Origin of the sequence: Clostridium sp. HCS.1 (assembly GCF_047900555.1) — a bacterium.
Taxonomy (GTDB): Bacteria; Bacillota; Clostridia; order Clostridiales; family Clostridiaceae; genus Clostridium.
Genome location: NZ_CP170704.1, coordinates 1,004,053 through 1,027,453 on the forward strand (window position 1 = coordinate 1,004,053; position 23,401 = coordinate 1,027,453).

The 23,401-nt window shown below is 28.7% G+C and carries 26 protein-coding genes; 15 read left to right on the forward strand and 11 right to left on the reverse strand.

The genetic code is table 11. The features are described 5' to 3' along the window. The first annotated feature begins 127 nt into the window (after positions 1-127). From ACFYH6_RS04685 to ACFYH6_RS04720, 8 genes are all read left to right on the forward strand, one after another. On the forward strand, positions 128-1,462 hold the full coding sequence (locus tag ACFYH6_RS04685; protein WP_416180297.1) for an acetyl-CoA hydrolase/transferase family protein: 1,335 nt from the start codon (positions 128-130) through the stop codon (positions 1,460-1,462). A gap of 16 nt (positions 1,463-1,478) precedes the next feature. Beyond that, positions 1,479-2,294 carry an alpha/beta fold hydrolase gene (locus ACFYH6_RS04690; protein WP_416180298.1) on the forward strand — a complete coding sequence of 272 codons (816 nt, stop codon included), beginning with the start codon at positions 1,479-1,481 and terminating at the stop codon, positions 2,292-2,294. Between the two features lie 62 nt (positions 2,295-2,356). After that, a complete protein-coding gene (locus ACFYH6_RS04695) occupies positions 2,357-2,932 on the forward strand; it encodes a TetR/AcrR family transcriptional regulator (protein ID WP_316344282.1) in 576 nt (191 codons plus the stop codon). Between the two features lie 95 nt (positions 2,933-3,027). Next, positions 3,028-3,750, forward strand: a complete 723-nt coding sequence (locus ACFYH6_RS04700; RefSeq protein WP_416180299.1) for a beta-ketoacyl-ACP reductase — start codon at positions 3,028-3,030, stop codon at positions 3,748-3,750. A 9-nt stretch (positions 3,751-3,759) separates the two neighbouring features. After that, complete coding sequence (locus ACFYH6_RS04705) at positions 3,760-4,941, forward strand: acetyl-CoA C-acetyltransferase (protein WP_416180300.1); 1,182 nt, start codon at positions 3,760-3,762, stop codon at positions 4,939-4,941. A gap of 21 nt (positions 4,942-4,962) precedes the next feature. Beyond that, positions 4,963-5,379: a MaoC family dehydratase gene (locus ACFYH6_RS04710; protein WP_416180301.1), complete on the forward strand. Its 417-nt coding sequence runs from the start codon at positions 4,963-4,965 to the stop codon at positions 5,377-5,379. A gap of 25 nt (positions 5,380-5,404) precedes the next feature. Continuing rightward, positions 5,405-6,403 carry a phosphate acetyltransferase gene (pta, locus tag ACFYH6_RS04715; protein ID WP_416180302.1) on the forward strand — a complete coding sequence of 333 codons (999 nt, stop codon included), beginning with the start codon at positions 5,405-5,407 and terminating at the stop codon, positions 6,401-6,403. Between the two features lie 15 nt (positions 6,404-6,418). Next, the gene (locus tag ACFYH6_RS04720) at positions 6,419-7,618 is read left to right on the forward strand and encodes an acetate/propionate family kinase (RefSeq protein ID WP_416180303.1); all 1,200 of its coding nucleotides are present in this window, start codon (positions 6,419-6,421) and stop codon (positions 7,616-7,618) included. 119 nt (positions 7,619-7,737) lie between these two features. On the opposite strand, the gene ACFYH6_RS04725 is transcribed toward ACFYH6_RS04720, so the two are convergent. The 5 genes from ACFYH6_RS04725 to argJ form a co-directional block, all read right to left on the reverse strand. Further along, positions 7,738-8,949, reverse strand: a complete 1,212-nt coding sequence (locus ACFYH6_RS04725; RefSeq protein ID WP_416180304.1) for a 3D domain-containing protein — start codon at positions 8,947-8,949, stop codon at positions 7,738-7,740. Positions 8,950-9,189: 240 nt separating this feature from the next. Beyond that, entirely contained in the window at positions 9,190-10,110 is a 921-nt protein-coding gene (argF, locus tag ACFYH6_RS04730; protein WP_416180305.1) for an ornithine carbamoyltransferase, read from the reverse strand. Between the two features lie 263 nt (positions 10,111-10,373). Continuing rightward, positions 10,374-11,546: an aspartate aminotransferase family protein gene (locus ACFYH6_RS04735; protein WP_416180306.1), complete on the reverse strand. Its 1,173-nt coding sequence runs from the start codon at positions 11,544-11,546 to the stop codon at positions 10,374-10,376. Between the two features lie 223 nt (positions 11,547-11,769). Further along, entirely contained in the window at positions 11,770-12,624 is an 855-nt protein-coding gene (gene argB / locus ACFYH6_RS04740) for an acetylglutamate kinase (RefSeq protein ID WP_416180307.1), read from the reverse strand. Positions 12,625-12,638: 14 nt separating this feature from the next. Then, the gene (gene argJ / locus ACFYH6_RS04745; protein WP_316342555.1) at positions 12,639-13,859 is read right to left on the reverse strand and encodes a bifunctional glutamate N-acetyltransferase/amino-acid acetyltransferase ArgJ; all 1,221 of its coding nucleotides are present in this window, start codon (positions 13,857-13,859) and stop codon (positions 12,639-12,641) included. Positions 13,860-14,118: 259 nt separating this feature from the next. Between argJ and ACFYH6_RS04750 the strand changes: the two genes are divergently transcribed. Next, on the forward strand, positions 14,119-14,466 hold the full coding sequence (locus ACFYH6_RS04750; RefSeq protein ID WP_416180308.1) for a four helix bundle protein: 348 nt from the start codon (positions 14,119-14,121) through the stop codon (positions 14,464-14,466). Positions 14,467-14,793: 327 nt separating this feature from the next. On the opposite strand, the gene argC is transcribed toward ACFYH6_RS04750, so the two are convergent. Genes argC through ACFYH6_RS04765 form a run of 3 tightly spaced genes read right to left on the reverse strand, consistent with a single transcriptional unit; the run spans position 14,794 to position 18,454 of the window. Continuing rightward, a complete protein-coding gene (gene argC, locus ACFYH6_RS04755) occupies positions 14,794-15,840 on the reverse strand; it encodes an N-acetyl-gamma-glutamyl-phosphate reductase (RefSeq protein WP_416180309.1) in 1,047 nt (348 codons plus the stop codon). After that, complete coding sequence (gene argH / locus ACFYH6_RS04760; protein WP_416180310.1) at positions 15,828-17,228, reverse strand: argininosuccinate lyase; 1,401 nt, start codon at positions 17,226-17,228, stop codon at positions 15,828-15,830. The genes argC and argH overlap by 13 nt, the downstream gene beginning before the upstream one ends. Positions 17,229-17,230: 2 nt before the next feature. After that, positions 17,231-18,454: an argininosuccinate synthase gene (locus ACFYH6_RS04765; RefSeq protein ID WP_416180311.1), complete on the reverse strand. Its 1,224-nt coding sequence runs from the start codon at positions 18,452-18,454 to the stop codon at positions 17,231-17,233. Between the two features lie 392 nt (positions 18,455-18,846). On the opposite strand from ACFYH6_RS04765, the gene ACFYH6_RS04770 reads away from it, so the two are divergent. The 5 genes from ACFYH6_RS04770 (at position 18,847) to ACFYH6_RS04790 (ending at position 20,853) form a co-directional block, all read left to right on the forward strand. Next, positions 18,847-19,635, forward strand: a complete 789-nt coding sequence (locus ACFYH6_RS04770) for a hypothetical protein (RefSeq protein ID WP_416180312.1) — start codon at positions 18,847-18,849, stop codon at positions 19,633-19,635. A 17-nt stretch (positions 19,636-19,652) separates the two neighbouring features. Further along, positions 19,653-19,835 carry a hypothetical protein gene (locus ACFYH6_RS04775; RefSeq protein WP_416180313.1) on the forward strand — a complete coding sequence of 61 codons (183 nt, stop codon included), beginning with the start codon at positions 19,653-19,655 and terminating at the stop codon, positions 19,833-19,835. 91 nt (positions 19,836-19,926) lie between these two features. After that, positions 19,927-20,151: a hypothetical protein gene (locus ACFYH6_RS04780; RefSeq protein ID WP_416180314.1), complete on the forward strand. Its 225-nt coding sequence runs from the start codon at positions 19,927-19,929 to the stop codon at positions 20,149-20,151. Positions 20,152-20,178: 27 nt separating this feature from the next. Beyond that, positions 20,179-20,385, forward strand: coding sequence for a DUF5808 domain-containing protein (locus ACFYH6_RS04785; RefSeq protein WP_316342546.1), 207 nt, complete (start codon positions 20,179-20,181; stop codon positions 20,383-20,385). Between the two features lie 60 nt (positions 20,386-20,445). Continuing rightward, complete coding sequence (locus ACFYH6_RS04790) at positions 20,446-20,853, forward strand: GNAT family N-acetyltransferase (RefSeq protein ID WP_416180315.1); 408 nt, start codon at positions 20,446-20,448, stop codon at positions 20,851-20,853. 14 nt (positions 20,854-20,867) lie between these two features. On the opposite strand, the gene ACFYH6_RS04795 is transcribed toward ACFYH6_RS04790, so the two are convergent. Continuing rightward, positions 20,868-21,329 (reverse strand): DUF3888 domain-containing protein, encoded by a 462-nt coding sequence (locus ACFYH6_RS04795; RefSeq protein WP_416180316.1) that lies wholly within the window; start codon positions 21,327-21,329, stop codon positions 20,868-20,870. A 190-nt stretch (positions 21,330-21,519) separates the two neighbouring features. Between ACFYH6_RS04795 and ACFYH6_RS04800 the strand changes: the two genes are divergently transcribed. Continuing rightward, positions 21,520-21,921 (forward strand): GNAT family N-acetyltransferase, encoded by a 402-nt coding sequence (locus tag ACFYH6_RS04800; protein WP_416180317.1) that lies wholly within the window; start codon positions 21,520-21,522, stop codon positions 21,919-21,921. 283 nt (positions 21,922-22,204) lie between these two features. Here the strand turns inward: ACFYH6_RS04800 and ACFYH6_RS04805 are convergent, their stop codons facing one another. Together ACFYH6_RS04805 and ACFYH6_RS04810 are read right to left on the reverse strand one after the other, a co-directional pair. After that, positions 22,205-22,585, reverse strand: coding sequence for a DUF4363 family protein (locus tag ACFYH6_RS04805; protein WP_416180318.1), 381 nt, complete (start codon positions 22,583-22,585; stop codon positions 22,205-22,207). Beyond that, positions 22,585-23,277, reverse strand: a complete 693-nt coding sequence (locus tag ACFYH6_RS04810; protein WP_316342541.1) for a DUF421 domain-containing protein — start codon at positions 23,275-23,277, stop codon at positions 22,585-22,587. The genes ACFYH6_RS04805 and ACFYH6_RS04810 overlap by 1 nt, the downstream gene beginning before the upstream one ends. Between the last annotated feature and the right edge of the window lie 124 nt (positions 23,278-23,401).

The window sequence follows — 23,401 nt, forward strand, 5'->3', positions numbered from 1 at the left end:
TGTGAAAACTCCTTAAGGAGTTTTGAAAATAAATAAATTTTTAGTAATTTGGAACAAATTACATGAATAATTCTACATTTTACATTCTACATTTTTACAGCAGCACAAAATTAATGGGAGGTTTAATATGTTAGAGACAGTTAAATCAAAAGAATTAATTAACGCAAAATATATAACTGTTGATGAAGCTTTAAACTTAATTAATAGTGGTGATGTAATAGTTTCTGGCTTAGGTTCAGCAGAACCAAAAAGAATTCTAACTAATCTTCATAGGATAGCAAATAAAGTAACGGATGTTACAGTTACTACCTGTTTACCAATGGAAATGGCAGAATACTTTACTAATGAGAAGTATAGGCATTCCTTTAATATGGATGGTTGGTTTTATACAGCAGCTATGAGAAAAGGACAAAAAAATGGTAATATATCTTTTATACCAAATCATCTTCATTTAGCAGCCATAAAAAGAATGAGTCATAAAAAGACTAATATTTATATGGGAACAGCTACTATGCCAGATAAGCATGGATATCTATCTTTATCCATAAGTAATGTATATGAAAAAAGAATGATGGAAGAAGCTGATTTAGTAATACTGGAAATTAATAAAAATTATCCAAGAACCTTTGGAGATGTAGAAGTACACATAAGGGATGTAGATTATGTTATTGAAACTGATTATGAAGTTCCTGAATTACCAGATGTTGAACCTAATGAAAAAGATTTAACTATAGGAAAATTCATAGCAGAAAGAATTAATGATGGTGATTGTATACAACTTGGAATAGGTGGAATACCAAATGCAGTTGCAGCATCACTAGTTGATAAAAAAGATTTAGGAATTCATACAGAGATGTTTACTACTGGTATGATGAAGTTAGTGAAGTCTGGGGTGGTTACAGGAAAGAAAAAGAATTTTTATAAGGGAAAACATGTTGCAGCTTTTGCCCTTGGGACAAAGGAACTTTATGAATTTTTAGATGATAACCCATCAATTATGATAATGGATGGACATTGGACAAATGATCCATATGTAATAAGCAAAAATGATAATCAAGTATCAATTAATACTACCATAGAAATAGACCTAACAGGACAATGTGCTTCTGAGTCAATAGGCTCAATGCAATTTAGTGGAACTGGTGGACAAGCTGATACAGCAATTGGTGCACAAATATCAAAAAATGGACGTTCTTTTATAGCTTTATATTCTACAGCAATGGTAAGAAATAAAGAAACTGGTGAAAAAGAAGAAATTTCTAAAATAGTTCCATTTTTAAAACCAGGTGCAGCTGTTAGTTTATCAAGAAATGATGTAGATATAGTTGTTACAGAATACGGAGTGGCAGAGCTTAGAGGAACTACTGTTAAGGAAAGAGTAGAAAGATTAATTACCATAGCTCATCCTAAATTTAGAGAAGAATTATTATTTAAAGCAAAAGAACTTGGTTTAATTTATTAGAAATAGAGGTGTTAATATGCCATATACAAATTATAAAAATAAAAAAATTTATTATGAAGTTTATGGAGAAGGAACTCCATTAGTAATTTTAAATGGAATAATGATGTCTCATGGAAGCTGGCAAGCATTTGTAGAAGAGCTTTCTAAAAATAATAAGCTTATACTTTTAGATTTTTTAGATCAAGGAAAATCTGATAAGATGGATGAAAGTTATAAACAAGATATCCAAGTAGAAGTAGTTAAGACTGTTATAGATGAATTAAAGCTAGAGAAAATAAATCTTTTTGGTATTTCCTATGGTGGCGAAGTTGCCTTGCAATTTGCTTTAAAATATGAAGAACTTTTAAATAAACTTATATTATTTAATACAACAAGTTATACAAATCCTTGGTTACAAGATATAGGTAGGGGATGGATTAATGCTGCAGAAGCCAACAATAAAGAAGCTTTTTATAATGTAACTATACCTATAATATATTCACCAAGCTTTTATGCTAAAAATATAGAGTGGATGAATAAAAGAAAAGATTTTTTATACAAAGTATTTAATGAAGATTTCTTAAAGGCTATGATAAGGTTAATAGAAAGCGCAGAAGGCTATGATATAAGAGGTAAGATTGATAAAATAAACACAAATACCTTAGTTGTAAGCAGTGAATATGACTTTGTTACACCTGCAAATGAGCAAGAATATATTAAGGAAAAAATAAAAAACTCAACTTATATTATGATTAAAGATTCAGGACATGCATCTATGTATGAAAAACCAATAGAATTTTTATCTATACTAAAAGGTTATTTATCTATTGTGAATTTTACCAAAATAGTATAATATTATTAATATAAAATGTAAGGAGTCACTTGCTCTAAATGGGAATAAAAGGAGATAATAATATGAAGTATAATAATGACACAAGTAAAAAAATAATGAAGGTAGCATTAAAATTATTTTCGGAGCAGGGGTATTATCCTACAACGACTAAGCAAATTGCAGAGGAAGCAGATGTTAATGAATTAACAATATTTAGACACTTTGGATCTAAAAGTAACTTATTTCAAGTTACTACTGAATATTATGTTCTTGATTCAAAAATAGATTCTATATTAAAAAATACAGAGGATTTAAATTTTGAAGAGGCTATGTTTGTAATTACAAATAGAATATATAAATTATTAATTCAAAATACAAAATTATATAAGGTTCAAATGAAGTTATCAGATAACGAGAAGGACTTTGTAAAGCTTAAGCTTTCTAGAAAAATAATAAGTATTTTAAAAGATTACTTTGAAGTATTAAAGGAAAATAACAAAATAAAAGGTGAGCCTTATATAATGGCAGTAACACTTATAAATAGTTTATTAGGTGCATTTACTATAGAAATACTAGGAGATTATACAGTTAGTAACATAAAGTGGGAAGAATTAGTTGAAGAACATACTAAACAATTCGTTTCTTTATATAAGATATAGAACGAATAATAATTAATCTTATTCCAAATGGGAAAGATTAATTTTTTTTAAAACCAATGTAAGTAAGTACTTACAAATTTGAGAGGAGAATGAAAATGTTAAGATTAGAAAATAAGGTTGCTATAGTTACAGGAGCATCTCAAGGAATTGGAAGATGTATTGCAGAAACTTTTGCTAGAGAAGGAGCTAAGGTAATAGCAGTTGATATGAATAAGTTACCTTATGAAAGTAATAATATATATGGATATGAAGTAAATGTTACAGATAGAAATGGAATAAAAGTATTTTTTGATATGGTAACAGAAAAGTTTGGTAAAATTGATATTTTAGTTAATAATGCAGGAATTACAAGAGATGCATTAATTCAAAAAATGACAGAAGAAATGTGGGACTTAGTTATAAATGTTAATTTAAAAGGTTTATTTAATATAGCTCAATTAGTTGGGCCTCATATGATGGAACAAGGAACAGGTTCAATAATTAATATTGCATCTATAGTTGGTGAATACGGTAATGTTGGACAAACAAACTATGCTGCTACTAAAGCTGGTGTAATTGGAATGACAAAAACATGGGCTAAGGAATTTGCAAGAAAAGGAGCAAATATAAGAGTAAATTCTGTAGCACCAGGATATATAAATACAGATATGATGAAAACTGTACCTGAAAAGGTATTAGATAATATGAGAGCAAAAACTATGCTTGGAAGACTTGGAGAGCCAGAGGAAATTGCAAATGCAGTATTATTCCTAGCTAGTGATGAATCATCATATATAACAGGACATAATTTATCAGTTAATGGTGGAATGAGATTATAGGAGGATAGTATGAGAGAAGTAGTAATAGTATCTGCTGTAAGAACTCCAATAGGAAGCTTTGGTGGAGGATTATCAAGTTTATCAGCTGTAGATTTAGGAGTAATTGCTGCTAAGGAAGCAATTAGAAGAGCAAATATAGATTCTAAGGAAATTAATGAAGTTTTAATTGGAAATGTTCTTGGAAGTGGACTTGGTCAAAATATAGCAAGACAAATTTCAATAAAATCAGGAATACCAGTAGAGGTTCCAAGTATGACATTAAACAAACTTTGTGGTTCAGGCTTAAGAACAATTAGTTTAGCGGCTCAAGAAATAATCCTTGGAGATGCTGATGTAATATTATGTGGTGGAACTGAAAGTATGTCAAATGCACCTTATTTAATTAAAACAGCAAGATTTGGACAAAGAATGGGTGAGGGAAAATTAATTGATTCTATGATTGAAGATGGCTTAACTGATGCCTTTAATAAATATCACATGGGAATAACAGCAGAAAATATAGCAGAACAATGGGGAATAACTAGAGAAGAGCAAGATAAATTTGCTTTGAATAGTCAAAATAAAGCAGCAGAAGCAAAAAGAGCAGGAAAATTTACTGATGAAATAGTAAAGGTTGAGATACCACAAAGAAAAGGTGAAGCTTTAATTTTTGATAAAGATGAATATATAAAAGAAAATATTAATATTGAAAAATTAGGTAAGTTAAAATCAGCTTTCAAAAAAGATGGAACAGTAACAGCAGGTAATGCTTCTGGAATAAATGACGGAGCAGCAATGGTAATAGTTATGAGTAAAGAAAAAGCAGATTCATTAGGTCTTAAGCCACTTGCAACAATTAAGGCTTATGGTTCAGCTGGTGTTGATCCATCCATAATGGGATATGGCCCAGTTCCAGCTACTAAAAATGCTTTAAAGAGAGCAAATTGGACAGTAGAAGATTTAGATTTAATAGAAGCAAATGAAGCTTTTGCAGCTCAAGCTATTTCAGTTGTAAGAGATTTAGGATTAAATGAAAAGAAAGTAAATGTTAATGGTGGAGCTATTGCATTGGGACATCCTATTGGGGCTTCAGGAGCAAGAATATTAGTTACATTATTATATGAAATGAATAGAAGAGATGCTAAAAAGGGATTGGCTACACTTTGTATAGGTGGAGGTATGGGAACCTCTTTACTAATAGAAAGAAAATAATAAATATAGGGGAGATATAATATGATAGGTAAAACTATAAAAGAAATAAATTTAGGTGATAAATCAAGCTATAGTAGAACAATATCAGAAGCAGATGTAGTGTTATTTGGTGGGGTAAGTGGGGATTTAAACCCAGCACATTTTAATGAAGAGTATTCAAAAGATACAATGTTCAAGGGAAGAATAGCTCATGGAATGTTATCAGCAAGTTATATATCAACAGTTTTAGGAATGCAACTTCCAGGACCAGGAACAATATATCTTTCACAAGAATTAAAATTTACAGCTCCAGTAAGATTTGGAGATACAATAACAGCTACTGTAGAAGTTATTGAAAGAATAGAAGAAAAGAATAGAATAACTCTTGAAACTATTTGTATAAATCAAAGAGGAGAAGTTGTAGTTAAAGGTAAAGCAATGGTAATGCCACCAAAATAGTACTTAATGCAAAGGGGAAAGAGCAATGGATCTATTAAATAGAATTTGGGATTTAGCTAGAAATGATATAAAAAGAATAGTACTTCCAGAGGGGGAAGATGGAAGAACTATAGAAGCAGCTAGAAAAATTAAAGATTTAAATTTGGCTCATCCTATATTAGTAGGAGATAAAGAAAGAATTTTACAAGAGATAAATAATTTAGAATTAAATTGTGATGATATTGAGATAATTGATCCAAATAATTTTACTAATATAGATAGATATATTGATAAATTTTATGAAATAAGAAAAAATAAGGGAGTAACTATAGAAAAGGCAAGATTAATAGCTAAAGATCCAATGTATTTTGGAACTTTAATGGTAAAGTGCAATGATGCAGATGGATTAGTATCTGGAGCAGTTCATACAACAGGAGATTTACTAAGACCAGGACTTCAAATAATAAAAACTACTAAAGGAGCATCTGTAGTATCAAGCTTTTTTATAATGGGATTACAAAGTACTTGCTATGGAGAAGAGGGAATGCTTTTATTTGCAGATTGTGCTGTAAACCCTAATCCTAACTACAAGGAGTTAGCAGAAATAGCAATTACTACTGCAGATACAGCAAAAAAAGTATGCAACATTGAACCTAGAATTGCTATGCTTAGTTTTTCTACTATGGGTTCAGCTGATCATGAAATGGTAGAAAAAGTTAGAAGGGCTACAGAATTAGCTAAAGAATTAAGACCTGATTTACTTATAGATGGAGAAATGCAATTAGATGCAGCAATTGTTGAAAGTGTTGCAAAACAAAAGGCACCCAATAGTGTAGTAGCAGGAAAAGCAAATATATTAGTTTTCCCAGATTTACAATCAGGTAACATAGGATATAAACTTGTGCAAAGATTTGCTAATGCAGAAGCAGTAGGACCTATATGCCAAGGCTTTGATAAACCTATTAATGATTTATCAAGAGGTTGTTCTGTGGATGATATAGTAAACGTAGTAGCATTAACAGCTGTACAAGCACAAAATAATTAATAAGGAGATTCATAAATGAAGGTACTTGTAATAAATTGTGGAAGTTCCTCATTAAAATATCAACTAATAGACATGAATACTTATGATGTTATGTGTCAAGGATTAGTTGAAAGAATTGGATTAGAAGGAGCAGTATTAATTCATAAAAACCCTACACAAGATAAATACGTAGTAGAAGGGAATTTTAAAAATCATAAAGAAGCTATTAATTTAGTTATAGATACATTATTAGATAAAAACTACGGAGTCATTGATAATATAGATGAAATTTATGCAGTGGGCCATAGAGTAGTTCATGGAGGAGAGAGATATTCCAATTCAGTTATTATAGATGATGAAGTATTAAGTCATTTAGAAGAGTATATCAAACTTGCTCCTATTCATAATCCACCTAATATAATAGGGATTAAAGTATGTATGGAATTAATGCCAAAGACTCCAATGATAGCAGTTTTTGATACTGCATTTCATCAAACTATGCCAGAGGTAGCTTATATATATCCTATAGAATATAGTTTATATAAGGAGTATGGCATAAGGAAATATGGGTTCCATGGTACATCTCATAAATACGTATCTGAAAAACTTGGAGAAGTATTAAACAAAGATATTAGTACTATGAAAATAATAAGCTGTCATTTAGGAAATGGTGCTAGTATATGTGCAATAAAAGATGGGAAATCAATAGATACTTCTATGGGATTTACTCCTCTTGCAGGAATAGCTATGGGAACAAGGTCAGGTAATATTGACCCATCTATTTCAACATTTTTAATTGAAGAATGTGGATATACACCAGAAGAGGCTAGTGAATCTCTTAATAAAAAGTCAGGAGTATTAGGAATATCAGGAGTTAGTTCTGATTTTAGAGATTTAGAAAAGGCAGCCTTAGAAGGAAATAAAAGAGCAAAATTAGCCTTAGATGTTTTTTACTATAGAATAAGAGGACAAATAGCAGCTTATGCAGCACATATGGGTGGAGTAGATGCAATTATATTTACAGCTGGTATTGGAGAAAATTCTAGTACAACAAGAAAAGCATGCTTAGAGGGAATGGAGTTTTTAGGTATAGAAATTGATGATGAGTGGAATAATATAAAAGGAAAGATAGTTGAAATAAGTACTAAAAACTCAAAAGTGAAAGTATATGCTATTCCAACCAATGAAGAATTAATGATTGCAAAGGAAACAATGGAAGTTTTAAAAATTAATTAGCTCTCAATACTTATATATAAAAGGATGTAGTGTTGTTTTATTAATTATTGAAATTAATAAAACCCCCCTTAGCTACATCCTTTATAATTTTATATTCTTTTAATTATTTTTTATTATATTTACCATTGATTTGGATAAGCAACTATATGAAGTGTAACAGTTCTTCTTCCAAAGGCATAACAATCTTGAAGAGAGTTCATATAAAGGTCTATTTTATTACCCTTAATTGCACTACCAGTATCTGAGGCAATAGCATATCCATAACCTTCTACGTAAACTTTAGATCCTAAAGGTATAACACTAGGATCTACAGAAATAGTACTTAATCCATTAGGATCTCTAGTAGGCTTTAGCCCCATAGCTGTATAGCTACCACCTGTATAAGCAGTGGCAGTGACAGAAAGAGTAGATAAAGAAGTTCCAGCTGAACTTCCATTTGAACTTTCATCTGAATTTCCTCTAGATACATAACTTACATTTTTTTCAAGGTTGTCAGATTCTATAGCAGCAATTTGATTATTAACTGATGCAATACCTTCCTGTGCTAAGCTAATTGCATAATCACTATTAAGTTGAGGAAGTATATAATTTAAATTATTAAGTGCACTCTTAAGTTCAGAAACAGATGATGAACCAGAGTTTACAATAGAAAGGGAATGAGATAATAAATTAACTTCATTTTCTTCAATTACTTTCATTAATTCATCCTTTTTAGAATTAAGATCTGCTAAAACAATTTCTTGTTCTTCTTTTTTCTTATTAACTTCATTTAAATCATTTTCAATTGCAACTTTAAGATTATTTAAATTTTCCTTCTTTTCTTTAACTATTTCAGCATTTTCAATTAAATCATTCTTTTTATCGTTAATTTCAGTTATTATTTCTTTATCAATAGAAATAAGCTTTTTCATAGCATCAATTCTATAGAAGAAATCAAATATATTTTCTGATGTTACTAAGTAAGCAATCATATCAGTAGAAATATTGCTTTTATACATAGATCGCAATCTTTTATCCATTGTTGCTTCTTTTTTTTCAATTTCAATCTTTGCATCTTCTATTTTTTTATTTATATTTTCAATTTGAATTTCAGTGTCCTTAATTTCAGCATTGTTTTTTTCTAACTTTAAATTAATACTTTCAATATCATTATTAAGCTTTGCAATTTCAGAATTTAGCTTTAATGTATCAGCATCCAATTGTTCATATTTAATTTTTGTTTCTTGGATTGTTTGTGCTGCTGAAGTATTTGGCTCTGCATGTGCCACCCCTGAAATATTAAAAGTAAAAGCAATAGTAGCAATAACAGATATCAAACTTCTTTTGTTCAAAAAATCCCACCTCCAATAAATTTTAAGATACTAGATTATATTTTATATACTACAATAAATAATTATAATTAGCAAGTTAGGGAAATTTTATTAAGAATATAAAATACATTTAACATATTATATTTTTTAATTTAGAATTATATGTATAAAAAATGATTTATTTAAGAGTAAAATATTAAAAGAAAAAGAGCTGAAATCACAGCTCTAAATTTAGATAATAGCGTATATATTTAAGTAAGGTTACTTAAGCAATGTAACTAATATAGCTTTTTGAACATGAAGTCTATTTTCTGCTTCTTCAAATATAGTATTTGAATGAAGCTCTAATATTTCTTCAGTAATTTCTTCTTCTCTATGAGCAGGCAAACAATGAAGTACTATTGCATCATCCTTTGCAAGCTTCATAAGTTCAGTATTAACTTGATATCCCTGAAAGGCCTTCATTCTTTCTTCAGCTTCTTCTTCCTTTCCCATACTAGCCCATACATCAGTTATAATAATATCTGCATCAATTGCTGCTTCATTTGGATTATTTACTATAGAAAAATTCAAATTATTTGCTTTAGCAATTTCAATTCCTTTTTTTATATAACTATCTTTAATCATATATTTATCTGGAATAGCTAAAGTAATATTCATTCCTACAGTTAAGCAAGCTATTAATAAAGATTGAGCCATATTATTTCCATCACCTATATAAGCTACCTTTAAATCATCAAAAAGATTTTTACTTTCTCTTATAGTCATCAAATCAGCTAAAACTTGGCAAGGATGTTCATCATCAGTTAATCCATTAATTATGGGAATGCTAGAACATTCAGCTAAAGAGTTAACTTCTTCTTGGGCAAAGGTTCTAATCATAATACCATTAAGATATCTTGATAAAACCCTAGCTGTATCTTGAATAGGCTCCCCACGGCCTATTTGTAAATCATTAGAACTTAAAAATAATGGGTAACCACCTAACTGATACATTCCAACTTCAAAGGACACCCTGGTTCTTGTAGAAGATTTCTCAAATATCATTCCAAGAGTTTTCCCCTTAAGATGTGGGTGTTCAATTCCATGCTTTAATTCATACTTTAGCTGATCAGCTAAATTCAATATATCTAAAATCTCATCCTTAGATAAGTCCTCTATTTTTAATAAATCTTTATTCATAAATACCCCCTAATTTAATTGATAATTGATAATTAATAATGCATAATTGTTGAAATAACTCAGACAAGCTGAGTTATGAAATTTTATAAACTCTGTAAGAGTTTATTCATTAATTATGCATTGTGTATTACGCATTATGCATTTTGCGTAAGCAAAACGTTCTTTCATTCTTTCATTTTGATTTTGCGAATGCAAAAGAGAATCTTCATTCTTTCATTTTCTAAAACTCCGAAGGAGTTTTCACCATAATTATGCATTATGCATTACGCATTATCCATTGATATTATGGTTTTTTCTAATATTTCTACGCCTTTTTCTATATCTGCTTTTGTTATTATTAGTGGTGGAAGAAGTCTAATTACATTTTTACCAGCAGTTAGAACTAGTAAGCCTTTTTCTAAGGCTTTCTTTTGTATTTCAGATGGGGATTCAGTAACTTCTATCCCTATCATTAGTCCTTTTCCACGTACATCTTTAATTAATGGAGATTTTATATTTTTAAGTAAGTCCATTAGGTATTCTCCATTTTCTTGGATTTCTTTTAATTTCTCTTTATTGCATACAGTATCTAAAACAACTAAGGCACCTGAACATGCTACTGGATTTCCTCCAAAGGTTGTCCCATGGTCTCCTGGATGAAACACCTCAGATAGTTTTTCACTACATAGAAATCCTCCAATAGGAAGACCAGACCCAAGCCCCTTTGCAACAGTTACTATATCAGGTTCTACTTCAAAATATTCATAGCCAAAGATTTTTCCTGTTCTTCCAATTCCACATTGTACTTCATCAAAAATTAATACAATATCTTTTTCTCTACAAATTTCATAAACCTCATTAACAAAGTCATTAGAAAGAGGATTTACACCACCTTCACCTTGAATAGATTCCATCATAACGGCACAAACATCATTAGATAATTTATCTTTAAAATCTGAAATATTATTAGGTTCAAAATAATCAAAGCCTTCAGGAAAAGGGAAGTAGTAATTATGGAATTTATCTTGACCTGTAGCTGTTAAAGCTGCTAATGTTCTTCCATGAAAAGAGTTATTTAGAGTTAAAATTTTATTTCTATTTAAGCCATATTTATCAAAGCTATACTTTCTAGCAAGCTTTATAGCCCCTTCATTAGCTTCAGCACCAGAATTACATAAGAAAACCTTGCTCATTTTAGTTTTATTAGTTAATTCTTCAGCAAGCTTTAAAGTATTTTCATTTAAAAATATATTAGAGATATGCTGTAAATTACTAGCAGTATCAGTTATGGCCTTAATCCAATTAGAATTTCCATAACCAAGACTGTTAACCCCAATTCCACTAGTAAAATCTATATATTTATTTCCTTTATCATCAAAAAGATAAACTCCATCACCCTTAACTAAATTTACGGGAAGATAAGAATAAGTAGACATTAAAGGTAAACTGTTTGTCATAATTTAAAACCCCCTTATTTAAATGTAAAATGTAGAATGAAGAATGTAGAATTATTGAAATAATTCAGCAAACTGAATTATGAAAATTATAAATTCCAGAGGAATTTAATGGTTTTTTTCATTTCCATTTTGTGAATACAAAAGAGAAATAAAACTCCGAAGGAGTTTTAACCTTAATTTTACATTTTACATTCTTCATTCTTCATTAGTGTGCGGTAGCACACTAATATATCATTGTTCCTATTCCTTCTTTTGATAGAAGTTCTAGTAGGATTGAATGTGCTAATGTTCCGTCTATTATATGAGATGTTTTTACTCCCATTCTAATGGCTTCTACACAGCAGTTTATTTTAGGAATCATTCCACCTTGAATTATTTTATCGGCTTGAAGTTTTTTTACTTCATGTAGTCTTAAAGTTGAAATTAAGGTAGATTGATCTGTAGTATCTCGCATAAGGCCTGGAACGTTAGTTAAAAGTAACAACTTTTCTGCTTTTAAAGCAGCTGCTAGCTTTGCTGCACAAATATCAGCATTTATATTATAGGTTTGAGAGCAATCTTCACTAATAGCAACTGATCCTATAACAGGAATATAGCCAGAATCTATAGCATTATTTATAATTTTTGTATCAATGGATGTTATTTCCCCAACAAAACCTAAGTCAACAGCACTTTCTAATTTTTTGGCTTTTATAAATGACCCATCTATTCCTGAAAGGCCAATGGCTTTTCCACCAACACTTTCAATAAGAGAAACAATATTTTTATTTACCTTTCCTCCTAATACCATTTGAACTATTTCCATAGTATCTTTATCTGTATATCTAAGGCCATTTATAAATTTACTTTCTTGTCCTATTTTATTTAAGAACTTAGAAATATCTGGACCGCCACCATGTACTATTACAGGCTTTATTCCAACACATTGAAGAAGTACAATATCTGTGGCAACACTTTGTCTAAGTTCATCACTTGTCATTGCATTTCCACCATATTTGATTATTACTATTTTTCCTGCTAGTGATTGTATATATGGAAGAGCTTGAGTTAATACTTTTGCATGTTCTTTATAGTTCATTTTCATACCATCCTTTAACTTCTATAATCTCCATTTATTTTTACATATTCATAACTTAAGTCACATCCCCAAGCTATAGATGAATGTTTACCACTATTCATATTAATTAAAATTTGTATCTCATCTTGAAGTAAGATTTCCTTTGCTTTAACTTCATCAAAGGGAAGTCCCATACCATCTTTGCAAATATCTATTTCGCCAATAGAACTTTTAAAAGATATATTAACTTTATCAGGATCAATATTTATTCCTGAATAACCAAGAGCACATAAAATTCTGCCCCAATTAGCATCACTTCCAAAGATTGCAGTTTTAACTAAAGGAGAATTTATAACAGCTTTTGAAAGTATTTCAGCATCTTTTTCAGTTTTACAATTACTAACAACACACTCTATAAGTTTAGTAGCACCTTCGCCATCCTTTGCAATCATCTTAGCTAAAATAACATTTAATTTATTTAGAACTTCTAAGAATACATAGTAATTTTTATTCTTTTCTTTAATTTCATCATTATTAGCAAGGCCATTTGCTAAAACTAATACCATATCATTTGTACTTGTATCACCATCTACGCTTACTCTGTTATAGCTTAACTTAACACTTTCTTTTAAAGCTTCATTTAACATTTCTCCAGAAATATTTAAATCTGTAGTAATGAAAGAAAGCATAGTACCCATATTTGGTTCAATCATTCCAGAGCCCTTAGCCATTGCCCCAATAGTTATTATTTTATTATCTATAGTAAATTCAAAGGCTAATTGTTTTTTATAAGTGTCTGTAGTCATAATTGCAGTAGCTGCATCATCAAAACCTTCTTTAGATAACCTATCAGTTAACATAGGAATTCCATCTTTAATAGCATCTATATTTAAAGGAACACCAATAACTCCAGTAGAAGCAACTAAAACATCACTAGTTTTTAGTTTAAGAGCCTTCCCTTGAAGTTCAGTCATCCTCTTAGCTGTTATTAATCCATTTTCACCATTACAAGTATTTGCATTTCCACTATTTATAATTATTGCTTGTGCTTTCTTATTAGATAAATGCTCCTTTGTTATATAAAGTGGAGCTCCTTTAACCTTATTTTTTGTATAAACTCCAGCAGCACTAGCTGGAACTGTTGAATATATAAGAGCTAAATCTAGCTTTAAATTATTTTTCTTAAGACCACAATGAATCCCTGATGCAAGAAAACCCTGTGGTGCAGTAATACCTAAGTTAGATAAAAAATTCAAAATAAAACACCCCCGTTTTTAATAGATAATGCATAATTGATAATGCACATAGACAATGCATAATGCACAATTAATAATGCATAATTGTTGTTATAACTCAGACAAGCTGAGTTATGAAAATTCTTAAATTCCAATGGAATTTATTTGTTAATTTAAATTTTGCGTTAACAAATGAAAGAATGTAAAATGTATAGTGAATGAATTAGTTTATTTGAATAATATTAATAATTGATGTTAAGAATTTAACTGGGTGATTTCTTTGAATAATGTTATTTTAGAGAAAAGTTTTCAGTTTTCTCTTTCATCAATTAATTATTATAGAAAATCAATTAAATACAATGAGTATATACTTCTAAATCAATTTTTAAGATCAGCGACTTCAATTGGTGCCAATGTAAGAGAAGCGCAACATGCTCAAAGTAAAAGAGATTTTATAAACAAAATGTATATTGCTCTTAAAGAGGCTAATGAAACTGAATATTGGTTAGAGCTATTAAGAAAAAGTAATAGTTATAATACAACTGATATAGAAAATTTAATAAATCAATGCATTGAAATTAATAAAATATTATTTTCTCTTATAAAAACATCTAAAAAAAGCTTATAAATATTTTAGCTTTTTTAAGTATTAAAATTTATAGGAAAATTAATTCCTAATTGTTTAATTTATATTTTATGAAAATAGAGTAGAAGCTTCATTAGTTTACGATTATTCTTCTTTTTACCAAGAAGCTACTCTTATTTCATTCCTTAATTATGCATTGTGCACTTTATATAATTGATAATGCATAATTATTGAAATAATTCAGGCAAGCTGAATTATGAAAAATATTTAAATTCATTTTGAATTTAAATATTTTTTAAAACTCTGTAGGAGTTTTTACATTAATTATGCATTGTGCATTATGCATTATGCATTAATTTGTTTCATTCCTTAGTGTCCTGGTGACACTAAGGCAAGTCCTTCGCTCTCTTTAAATCCCATTATGATGTTCATGTTTTGAATAGCTTGTCCTGCTGCACCCTTAACCATATTATCTATTGTGCTTACTATTATTAGACCATCTCCTCTATGGTTTAGATGTAGTGAAATATTACAGTTATTTGTATATTTAACATCTTTAATAGAAGCTGTATCTCCTAGTGGCAATACATTTACAAAGAATTCATTTTTATAAAAGTCTGTATATATTTCATGAATTTCTTCTAAGTTTAGTTTACCTTTTAGGTTTTTATTTGGACTACAATAGATTGTTGAAAGAATACCTCTATTAATTGGCAGTAGGTGAGGAGTAAAGGTTACTTGAACTTTTTCTTCTGCAATTGCTGATAGACATTGTTCTATTTCAGGAGTGTGTCTATGAGCTCCTATACCATATGGGGAAAAGTTCTCATTTAGTTCTGGATAGTGTGATTTTAAAGTAAGACCTCTACCAGCACCAGTTGCCCCTGATTTTGAGTCGCAAATTATATTATTAACATCAATTAAGGAATTTCTAAGCAGAGGCATTAAGGCAAGTTCTATAGATGTTGGATAGCAACCTGGATTAGCTATTATTTTGTATTCCTTAATTTTATCTCTATTAAATTCTGGTAATGCATATATACTTTCTTTATGAAGATTTTTATATTTATAATCTTTTCCGTACCATTTTTTATAATCATCTTCACTTTCTAGTCTAAAATCTGCCCCTAGATCTATTAAAATCTTATTTTCTTTATTAAGTAATTCTGCTATTTCTTCACTTAAACCATGGGGAAGAGCAGCAAAAATAATATCACATTTATTTATTACATCTTCTTGTTTTTCACATATTAAATTAGTTACTCCGTAAAAGTTTTTATATATAGATGAAAATTCTTCTCCTTCATAACTAACGGAACTAATGGCTTCTATTTTCACTTTTGTATGATTTAATAAAAGTCTTAATAATTCAGCACCTACATATCCTGTTGCACCGATTATTCCTACTTTAAGCATTTTACTGCCTCCTTAGTTTTATTTATTGATTCTAATAGTAATTCTAATTGTGTTTTTACTGAAGAAGAACTAGGTCCTCCAAAGACTTTTCTTTCTTCCACACAATTTACTAAATCTATTGAGTCATATATATCATTTTCAAAGATAGGAGAGAAGGTTTTAAGTTCTTCTAAATTAAGATCATCAATTGATATATTTTCTTTTATACAATGGAGAACTATAGCACCAACTATTTCATGAGCTGTTCTAAAGGCTAATCCTTTTTTTACTAGATAATCTGCCACATCAGTAGCATTAGTGAAGCCTAGAGAGGCTCCCTTTCTCATGTTTTCCTTCTTTACTTGTAATGTGTCTAACATTCCAGCAAAGGTCTTAAGTGAAAGACTTGCTGTATCTAAGGCATCAAATAAGGCTTCTTTATCCTCTTGCATATCCTTGTTATAGGCTAGGGGTAAGCCTTTCATAACTGTAAGAAGTGTAATTAAATCTCCATAAACTCTTCCAGTTTTTCCTCTAACTAATTCAGCTACATCTGGATTTTTCTTTTGAGGCATTATACTACTGCCTGTACTATATTCATCTGATAATTCAATAAAGCTAAATTCATTAGTAGCCCAAAGAATAATTTCTTCAGAAAATCTTGATAAATGCATCATTATCATAGATAAAAGTGAAAGTGCTTCAATAGCATAATCTCTATCAGATACTGAATCTAAGCTATTTACTGTAATTTGAGCAAAACCTAGGTCCTTTGCAATCATATGTCTATCTAAATTGTAGGTAGAGGTTGCAAGAGCACCACTTCCTAAAGGCATTTCATCTAATCTTTTATAACAATCAAAAATTCTGCTAATATCTCTTTTAAACATTTCTGCATAAGCTAAAAGATGATGGGCAAAGGTTATTGGTTGGGCCTTTTGCATATGAGTATATCCTGGCATTATGGTATCTATATTGTCATTTGCCTTCTTATATATAACTTCTTGAAGATTAATAATATCTTTTGATAAAGATATCAAAGCTCTCTTTAAATATAATTTTGTATCTAAAGTAACTTGATCATTTCTACTTCTAGCTGTATGAAGTTTTTTTCCTTCATCACCAATGTAGTAAGTTAAAGTTTCTTCAATAAAACTATGAATATCTTCTGAAGCCTCATCTATTTTTATTACTCCGTTTTCTAATCTACTTAATATTGTTTCTAAGCCTGCTACTATTTTTTCGCTATCTTCTTTTGGAATTATATTTTGTTTACCAAGCATTTTTACATGGGCTAAACTACCTAAAATATCTTCTTTATACATTCTAGAGTCAGTTCTTATTGAAGAATTAAAATCATTAACTAAAGAATTAACTCCCTTTTCAAAACGTCCACCCCAAAGCTTCATAATTATTTACCAGCTTTCTTTAAAGATTCAAGCATTTTTGATCTTACTGTAATAGGTAGTCCAAATAAATTTATAAATCCAGCAGAATCTTTTTGATTATAAACAGCATCTTCTCCAAAAGTAGCATATTCTTCACTATATAATGAATAAGGGGATGTCATACCAGCATTAACAATATTACCTTTATATAATTTTAATTTAACTTCTCCAGTTACAGTTTCTTGAGTTTTATCTATAAAAGCAGATAATGCTTCTCTAAGTGGAGTAAACCATTGACCGTTATATACTAAATCTGCAAATTTTAAAGATATAACTTCTTTATAATGAGAAGTTTCTTTATCTAAGCAAAGTTCTTCTAAATCTTTATGAGCTTTGTAAAGAATAGCTCCACCAGGTGTTTCATATACACCTCTTGATTTCATTCCAACCAATCTATTTTCAACCATATCCATTATTCCTATGGCATTTTCTCCACCAATTTTATTAAGTTTTTCTATTAATGTAGCACCATCTAATTCTTCACCATCTAAAGCAACTGGAATACCTTTATTAAATATTAAAGTAATATAAGTTGGTGTGTTAGGTGCTTTTTCTAAGGTATTAGATAGTTCTAATATTTTTTCATAATTAGGCTCATTAGCAGGATCTTCTAAATCTAAACCTTCATGACTTAAGTGCCATAGGTTTTTATCCTTGCTATAATTAGTTTCATAGCTTATAGATATAGGTATTTCTCTATCTAAAGCATATTTAATTTCTTCTTCTCTAGATTTAATATCCCAGATTCTCCAAGGAGCTATAATATCCATATCAGGCGCAAAAGCTTTAACAGCTAATTCAAATCTAACTTGATCATTTCCTTTTCCAGTACAACCATGGCATATAGCATCAGCACCTTCAGCTAAAGCTATTTCTACAAGTCTTTTTCCGATTATAGGTCTTGCAAAAGAAGTACCAAGTAAATATTTCCCTTCATAAATTGCATTAGCTTGAATAGTAGGGAAGATATAATCTTCTACGAATTCCCTAGTTAAATCTTCAATATAGCATTTAGATGCTCCTGTTTTAATTGCCTTTTCTTCTAAGCCAACAAGCTCATCCTTTTGTCCAACATTTCCAACTACAGCAATTACTTCACAACCATAGTTTTCTTTAAGCCAAGAAATGATAATTGAAGTATCAAGGCCTCCAGAATAAGCTAGCACAACTTTATTGTATTTTTTCATATTTAATAGCCCCCTCTTTTTAGTAGTAAGTAAAAACCACTTTTTAAACTATGTTAATAATTATACGCTCTAAGGTATAAATATGCAACAACTATTTTAATATTTATGCAAAAATAATGTATATTTAGTGAATAATCCTATTAAATATAAAAATATACTTATAATTATGTAGTATATTTGTTTGAATAAGGATATAATTAACGAAATTATACAGAAAAGAGTATAATAATATTCAATAATAATGAATAAAAAGTATAAAAATAAGAATTTTTAAATGTGATTATGCTATAATTATTATGTGGTTAATATTTACAATTATTAATTGGTATTTAAAAAATAGAAATTTATCATTAAGATTATGCATAAATAAATTATTATATTGTGAGGGTAGTATGATGAAAACAATATTTAAAATTTTTATAATAGGTGCTATCACTACTATATTTAGAATTATAGGACAAGTCTTAATTCCGCCAGGAAGTCAAAATGTTTTGTTGCCTAGTATTTTTGTTGAAAATGGAACTCTTCCATTGGTATTTTCAATATATGGTTTTTTCGCTTATTCATTTATATCTATGATTTTTTTACTAATAGTTAATCAGTTATCAGGTAATAAAGTTATACAAGGTCTTAAATATGGATTATTTTGCTGTTTTATATGGATTGTTTATCTTTTAGAGCCATTGCCACATGTTTCACCAATTGACAGAATAACCTATCCAGCTGCTGATGGTTTAGCTTTGGTGGTTATGGGGATAATGTTAGGTCTTATGTTAGGAGAAAATAAGCCTTCAATTAAGAATAATAAAAGTAGATATAACATCATTCCATTAATAAGTATAATATTATCTTTTATTGTAGGAAGACTTATTCAATACCTTATCTTTGGCATTTACTCATCATTTAGTTCTAAAAAAATAGAAACACTAGGTTGGTGTATATTAACAGGCTTTGTAATTGCTTGTACGTTAATTTGGATTAATAAATATGTTAAGCAAGAAAATTTTATAAAAAGAGCATTAATTCTTGGTTGTTTGCTATTTGGATTGAATTTAACATTATTTAATTTTTTCATGCCTTTAGTTTTTGATGCTAACATATTAGATTTAATTTTAAGAACAGTAATTGATTTTTTAGCAGTAACAATAGGATGTTTATCATTTAGAAAATATAAAATTTAATTGTTTAGGAGAATTATATGTGGTATGGATTTTTATTTATCAGTGTAGGATTAATATGTATATTTTTGCAAAAAACTAATTGGCATAAGGAATATATAATAAAACATAACTTTTCAGAATTAGATAATTTCTTAGGATTTATAAGAAATGTTATAGGAGTTATCTTGATAGTAATAGGTATTGTTATCTTGATTATGTAGGCAATAAATAAAAGCACGGGAAGGTTTTGAAATTCCTAATGAAATAACTGCTTTCGTAGATTAGGGTAAAATTACAATTAAGAAGATGTGAATGAAAGATATAATAGAAAGGAAAGTTGAAATGGATATAAATATTTTTGCAATAATATTAATTTTATTAGTTATATTTATAATATTTAACATTGTATATTATATACCTAATAAATTAAAGGAACAGGAAGAAAAGCAGGCACTGTATATTAAAGAATTGTATACTAGATTAAATAGACTTGAAAGTAAAATAGATGAAATAAGAGATATTAAAAATAAAAGGTAGTTAGTATTTATTATAGAGGTGAAGTCTATGAATAAAAATAATGATTCTAAGTATTGGAAGTTAGGGATATTTTATTATAACCCAGATGATCCATCTGAATCTGTTGAGAGAAGAAATGGTATGGGTAGTACTATTAATTTTGCAAGTAAAATTGGTAGACTAATACTTTTATTTTTCTTTATACCACCTGTAATGATAGCATTAATATTTATTATAGTAATGCTTTTAAAATAATGAAATTATTAAAAGGGACATACTTATAAAATTGATTATTAAGAAGTGAGAGTGTTAATAATGAAGATTGAATATGGAAGTGAAGTAAACTTTCAATTTATGCTTGATAATGATGGACATGTATCTAAGGAATTAATAGAAAATAAATTAAAGGAAAAAGAAATTATAATAGCAAGTGATGAAGATAACAAAATTATAGGCTGGCTAAGGTATAGTTATTTTTGGGACAATACTCCTTTTATGAATATGCTTTATATAAATGAAAACTATAGAAATAAGGGCATTGGCAAAGAATTAGTTTTATTTTGGGAAAATGAAATGAAGAAAAAGGGTTATGAGTTTCTTATGACATCCACCTTATCTAATGAAGAAGCACAGCATTTTTATAGGAAATTAGGATATAAGGACGCTGGAAGTTTATTATTACCTAATGAGCCCTTAGAGATAATTTTTATAAAGAGTATATAGTCTAAATAGTGGTATTAATAATATTTTAAGTCTTTGTAATAGCCTTTTAACCAAGGGGGAATAGGAAAGCTTTTTATATGTTTAAATTCTTCAACTTTAGTTTCTCCTGGACTTATCCTTATAATGATTTCATCAATACCTATTGTATTATAGGCACCAACAAAGGGGCTAATTTGAAGTTTTATTACAAATGTGAATGATCTATAATTAGGTCTTTCTATGCTTAGAAAATCTATACTAAATAAATCATATTGAAGTGGTCTTCCATAGTGAGATGTAACTTCATTGCTAATTACAGGCTCAAGAAGTGTTACTATAATATCTTTGTATAGCTCTTCAACAGAACCTTCACTAGGAGTATATTCTGAATGTAGACCTTGTTTAGCATTATTAATTGGTTCAATAGCAAAGGTAGAGAGTGGGAAAGAAATAATTAAATTACTAAGTAGTAGACAAATAAATAATAACTTTTTCACAATTAATCACCATCCAATTATTATTATAGTATTCCACCTATACTTAAGAATATTAAAATTAATATAGAATTAAAATTAAGAAGATGTCCTCTTTTAAGAGTAAATAATATTATATTTATAAAATGTGTAATAGTTAGCTAATATTTGTAAAACATATAGATTCATAATGTGAAAGGTTGGAAGTTATAAGATGAGTAAGGTTGTTATAATTGAAAAAGAACCAACGGTTGAAGAATACATTAAATTAAGAAATTCTATTGGATGGAATATATTAGAACATGAGAAAATTAAAAAAGGTTTAAATAATTCAATTTATTGTGTTTGTGCAGAAGAGAAAGGTAATATAGTAGGGTTTGGAAGAATTATTGGAGATGGAGGTACAGTTTTTTATATACAGGATATAATGGTAAATCCATCATACCAAAAACAAAAAATTGGAACATTAATTATGGAAAAAATAATGAATTATATTAATAATAATTGTATAGAAGGTGCAATTATTGGGTTGATTGCTACAAGTGGACTCGATAACTTCTATAAAAAGTTTGGATTTACATATAATCAAAATAACCGTTTTTATAGATATAAATAGTACCAAAAGTTCAAGATAAGTTCATAATTCCGAGGAAGGAGAAATTATTACCTTCACTTTATATAAATCTAATGAAAGAGAGAGATAGTATTGTGGTGACTTGGAGCTTGCAAGGTCACAATACTTATAACTTAATATCAAGGTAAATGAATATTTAAGTTAACATGATATGTTCATAATTCTGAGGAACGAAGAATTATTTCCTTCAGTTTTTAGAATGAATAAATAACATAGTGCGGTGACTTGGAGCCTGCGACGGAACAAGCACTATGTTATTTATTCATTACAACAAGTTTTTTATATTTGGAGTTTGTAGATCTCGTAAGTGTTCTGCTGTTGAACGGAGAGAATGAAGAGTTGCTAAAGATTCAGCCCTATCTTCCCCTCTAATATAAAGAGATAACTTCAAAGCATCATTTTTTAACATATCATAATCCACATGATTTAAATATATAGCAGGGACATCAGCTTCATCAATTATTAAGTCAATTAAAGCTACAGAATAATCATAAGCATTATCTTCATCATAAGAATTTAAAAACTCTTCAATATTATCACATCTTATAATAACTTCATTACATAAACTTACGAACTTATTATTTAAGAAAAACAATCCTACAACTAAGGTTATAAAAAGGAAAATAGATATATAAGTATTTTTCATTAATTTCCTCCCTTATATTTATGAAGTTGATATATAAATTTACCATTTGTATCAGTCATTGCAATTAACACATCTTTAATTGAATTAACCTTATGTTTTTTTAATTCATTTATTATCCATTCATCGCCTTTAGTAGAAGAAGTTAAAGAATTTCTATTTAATTCTCCATCTAGTACATAGATTATAGGTAATTTTGGCTTTTGCTTACTTGAACTGTTAGAACTACTTGAATTACTAGAGGAAGAACTATTATTAGATGTAAGAAAAGACATCTTTCCGTTATTTTCTAATATTCCATACTCTATTTCACTTAAATCAAAATACCCTGCAAGGCGAATTTCTTCCATAAGTTCATCTAAATTAATTTGTTGTTTTTTTAATGCTTCATATCTTATCTTACCTTTAGCAATCAAAATACAGGGTTCTCCTTCAAGGATTTTTCTTGCTTTTTGACTTTTAAGTTGTAATAAAGACAAAATAGTTTTTATAAATAATAAAGTTACTATTGGTATAACACCTAAAATTAAAGGTAATCTAGTATCTTGCATTGGTAGAGCTGCTAGATCTGAAATCATAATAGTAATTACAAATTCATAAGGTTGTAGTTCTCCAATTTGTCTTTTTCCCATTAGCCTTATAACTAGAATAACTAAGGCATAAAGAAACACTGTTCTTAACAATACAATAAACATTTTAACACCTCGCATAAGTATTATTTGTTTTATAATAATTTTTATACTTCTGCAAATAAGTATGTAGTAATTTTACTTAATGAGTATATAATATTAGATAAGAGATTTTAAAATGGCAACTTAA

Bases quoted from the DNA above. Each gene is read 5' to 3' on its own strand.
- ACFYH6_RS04685 (WP_416180297.1), top strand. From the start codon at position 128: ATGTTAGAGACAGTTAAATCAAAAGAATTAATTAACGCAAAATATATA.
- ACFYH6_RS04690 (WP_416180298.1), top strand. From the start codon at position 1,479: ATGCCATATACAAATTATAAAAATAAAAAAATTTATTATGAAGTTTAT.
- ACFYH6_RS04695 (WP_316344282.1), top strand. From the start codon at position 2,357: ATGAAGTATAATAATGACACAAGTAAAAAAATAATGAAGGTAGCATTA.
- ACFYH6_RS04700 (WP_416180299.1), top strand. From the start codon at position 3,028: ATGTTAAGATTAGAAAATAAGGTTGCTATAGTTACAGGAGCATCTCAA.
- ACFYH6_RS04705 (WP_416180300.1), top strand. From the start codon at position 3,760: ATGAGAGAAGTAGTAATAGTATCTGCTGTAAGAACTCCAATAGGAAGC.
- ACFYH6_RS04710 (WP_416180301.1), top strand. From the start codon at position 4,963: ATGATAGGTAAAACTATAAAAGAAATAAATTTAGGTGATAAATCAAGC.
- pta (WP_416180302.1), top strand. From the start codon at position 5,405: ATGGATCTATTAAATAGAATTTGGGATTTAGCTAGAAATGATATAAAA.
- ACFYH6_RS04720 (WP_416180303.1), top strand. From the start codon at position 6,419: ATGAAGGTACTTGTAATAAATTGTGGAAGTTCCTCATTAAAATATCAA.
- argF (WP_416180305.1), bottom strand. From the start codon at position 10,110: ATGAATAAAGATTTATTAAAAATAGAGGACTTATCTAAGGATGAGATT.
- ACFYH6_RS04735 (WP_416180306.1), bottom strand. From the start codon at position 11,546: ATGACAAACAGTTTACCTTTAATGTCTACTTATTCTTATCTTCCCGTA.
- argB (WP_416180307.1), bottom strand. From the start codon at position 12,624: ATGAACTATAAAGAACATGCAAAAGTATTAACTCAAGCTCTTCCATAT.
- argC (WP_416180309.1), bottom strand. From the start codon at position 15,840: ATGCTTAAAGTAGGAATAATCGGTGCAACAGGATATGTAGGTGCTGAA.
- argH (WP_416180310.1), bottom strand. From the start codon at position 17,228: ATGAAGCTTTGGGGTGGACGTTTTGAAAAGGGAGTTAATTCTTTAGTT.
- ACFYH6_RS04765 (WP_416180311.1), bottom strand. From the start codon at position 18,454: ATGAAAAAATACAATAAAGTTGTGCTAGCTTATTCTGGAGGCCTTGAT.
- ACFYH6_RS04770 (WP_416180312.1), top strand. From the start codon at position 18,847: ATGATGAAAACAATATTTAAAATTTTTATAATAGGTGCTATCACTACT.
- ACFYH6_RS04775 (WP_416180313.1), top strand. From the start codon at position 19,653: ATGTGGTATGGATTTTTATTTATCAGTGTAGGATTAATATGTATATTT.
- ACFYH6_RS04780 (WP_416180314.1), top strand. From the start codon at position 19,927: ATGAAAGATATAATAGAAAGGAAAGTTGAAATGGATATAAATATTTTT.
- ACFYH6_RS04785 (WP_316342546.1), top strand. From the start codon at position 20,179: ATGAATAAAAATAATGATTCTAAGTATTGGAAGTTAGGGATATTTTAT.
- ACFYH6_RS04790 (WP_416180315.1), top strand. From the start codon at position 20,446: ATGAAGATTGAATATGGAAGTGAAGTAAACTTTCAATTTATGCTTGAT.
- ACFYH6_RS04800 (WP_416180317.1), top strand. From the start codon at position 21,520: ATGAGTAAGGTTGTTATAATTGAAAAAGAACCAACGGTTGAAGAATAC.
- ACFYH6_RS04805 (WP_416180318.1), bottom strand. From the start codon at position 22,585: ATGAAAAATACTTATATATCTATTTTCCTTTTTATAACCTTAGTTGTA.
- ACFYH6_RS04810 (WP_316342541.1), bottom strand. From the start codon at position 23,277: ATGTTTATTGTATTGTTAAGAACAGTGTTTCTTTATGCCTTAGTTATT.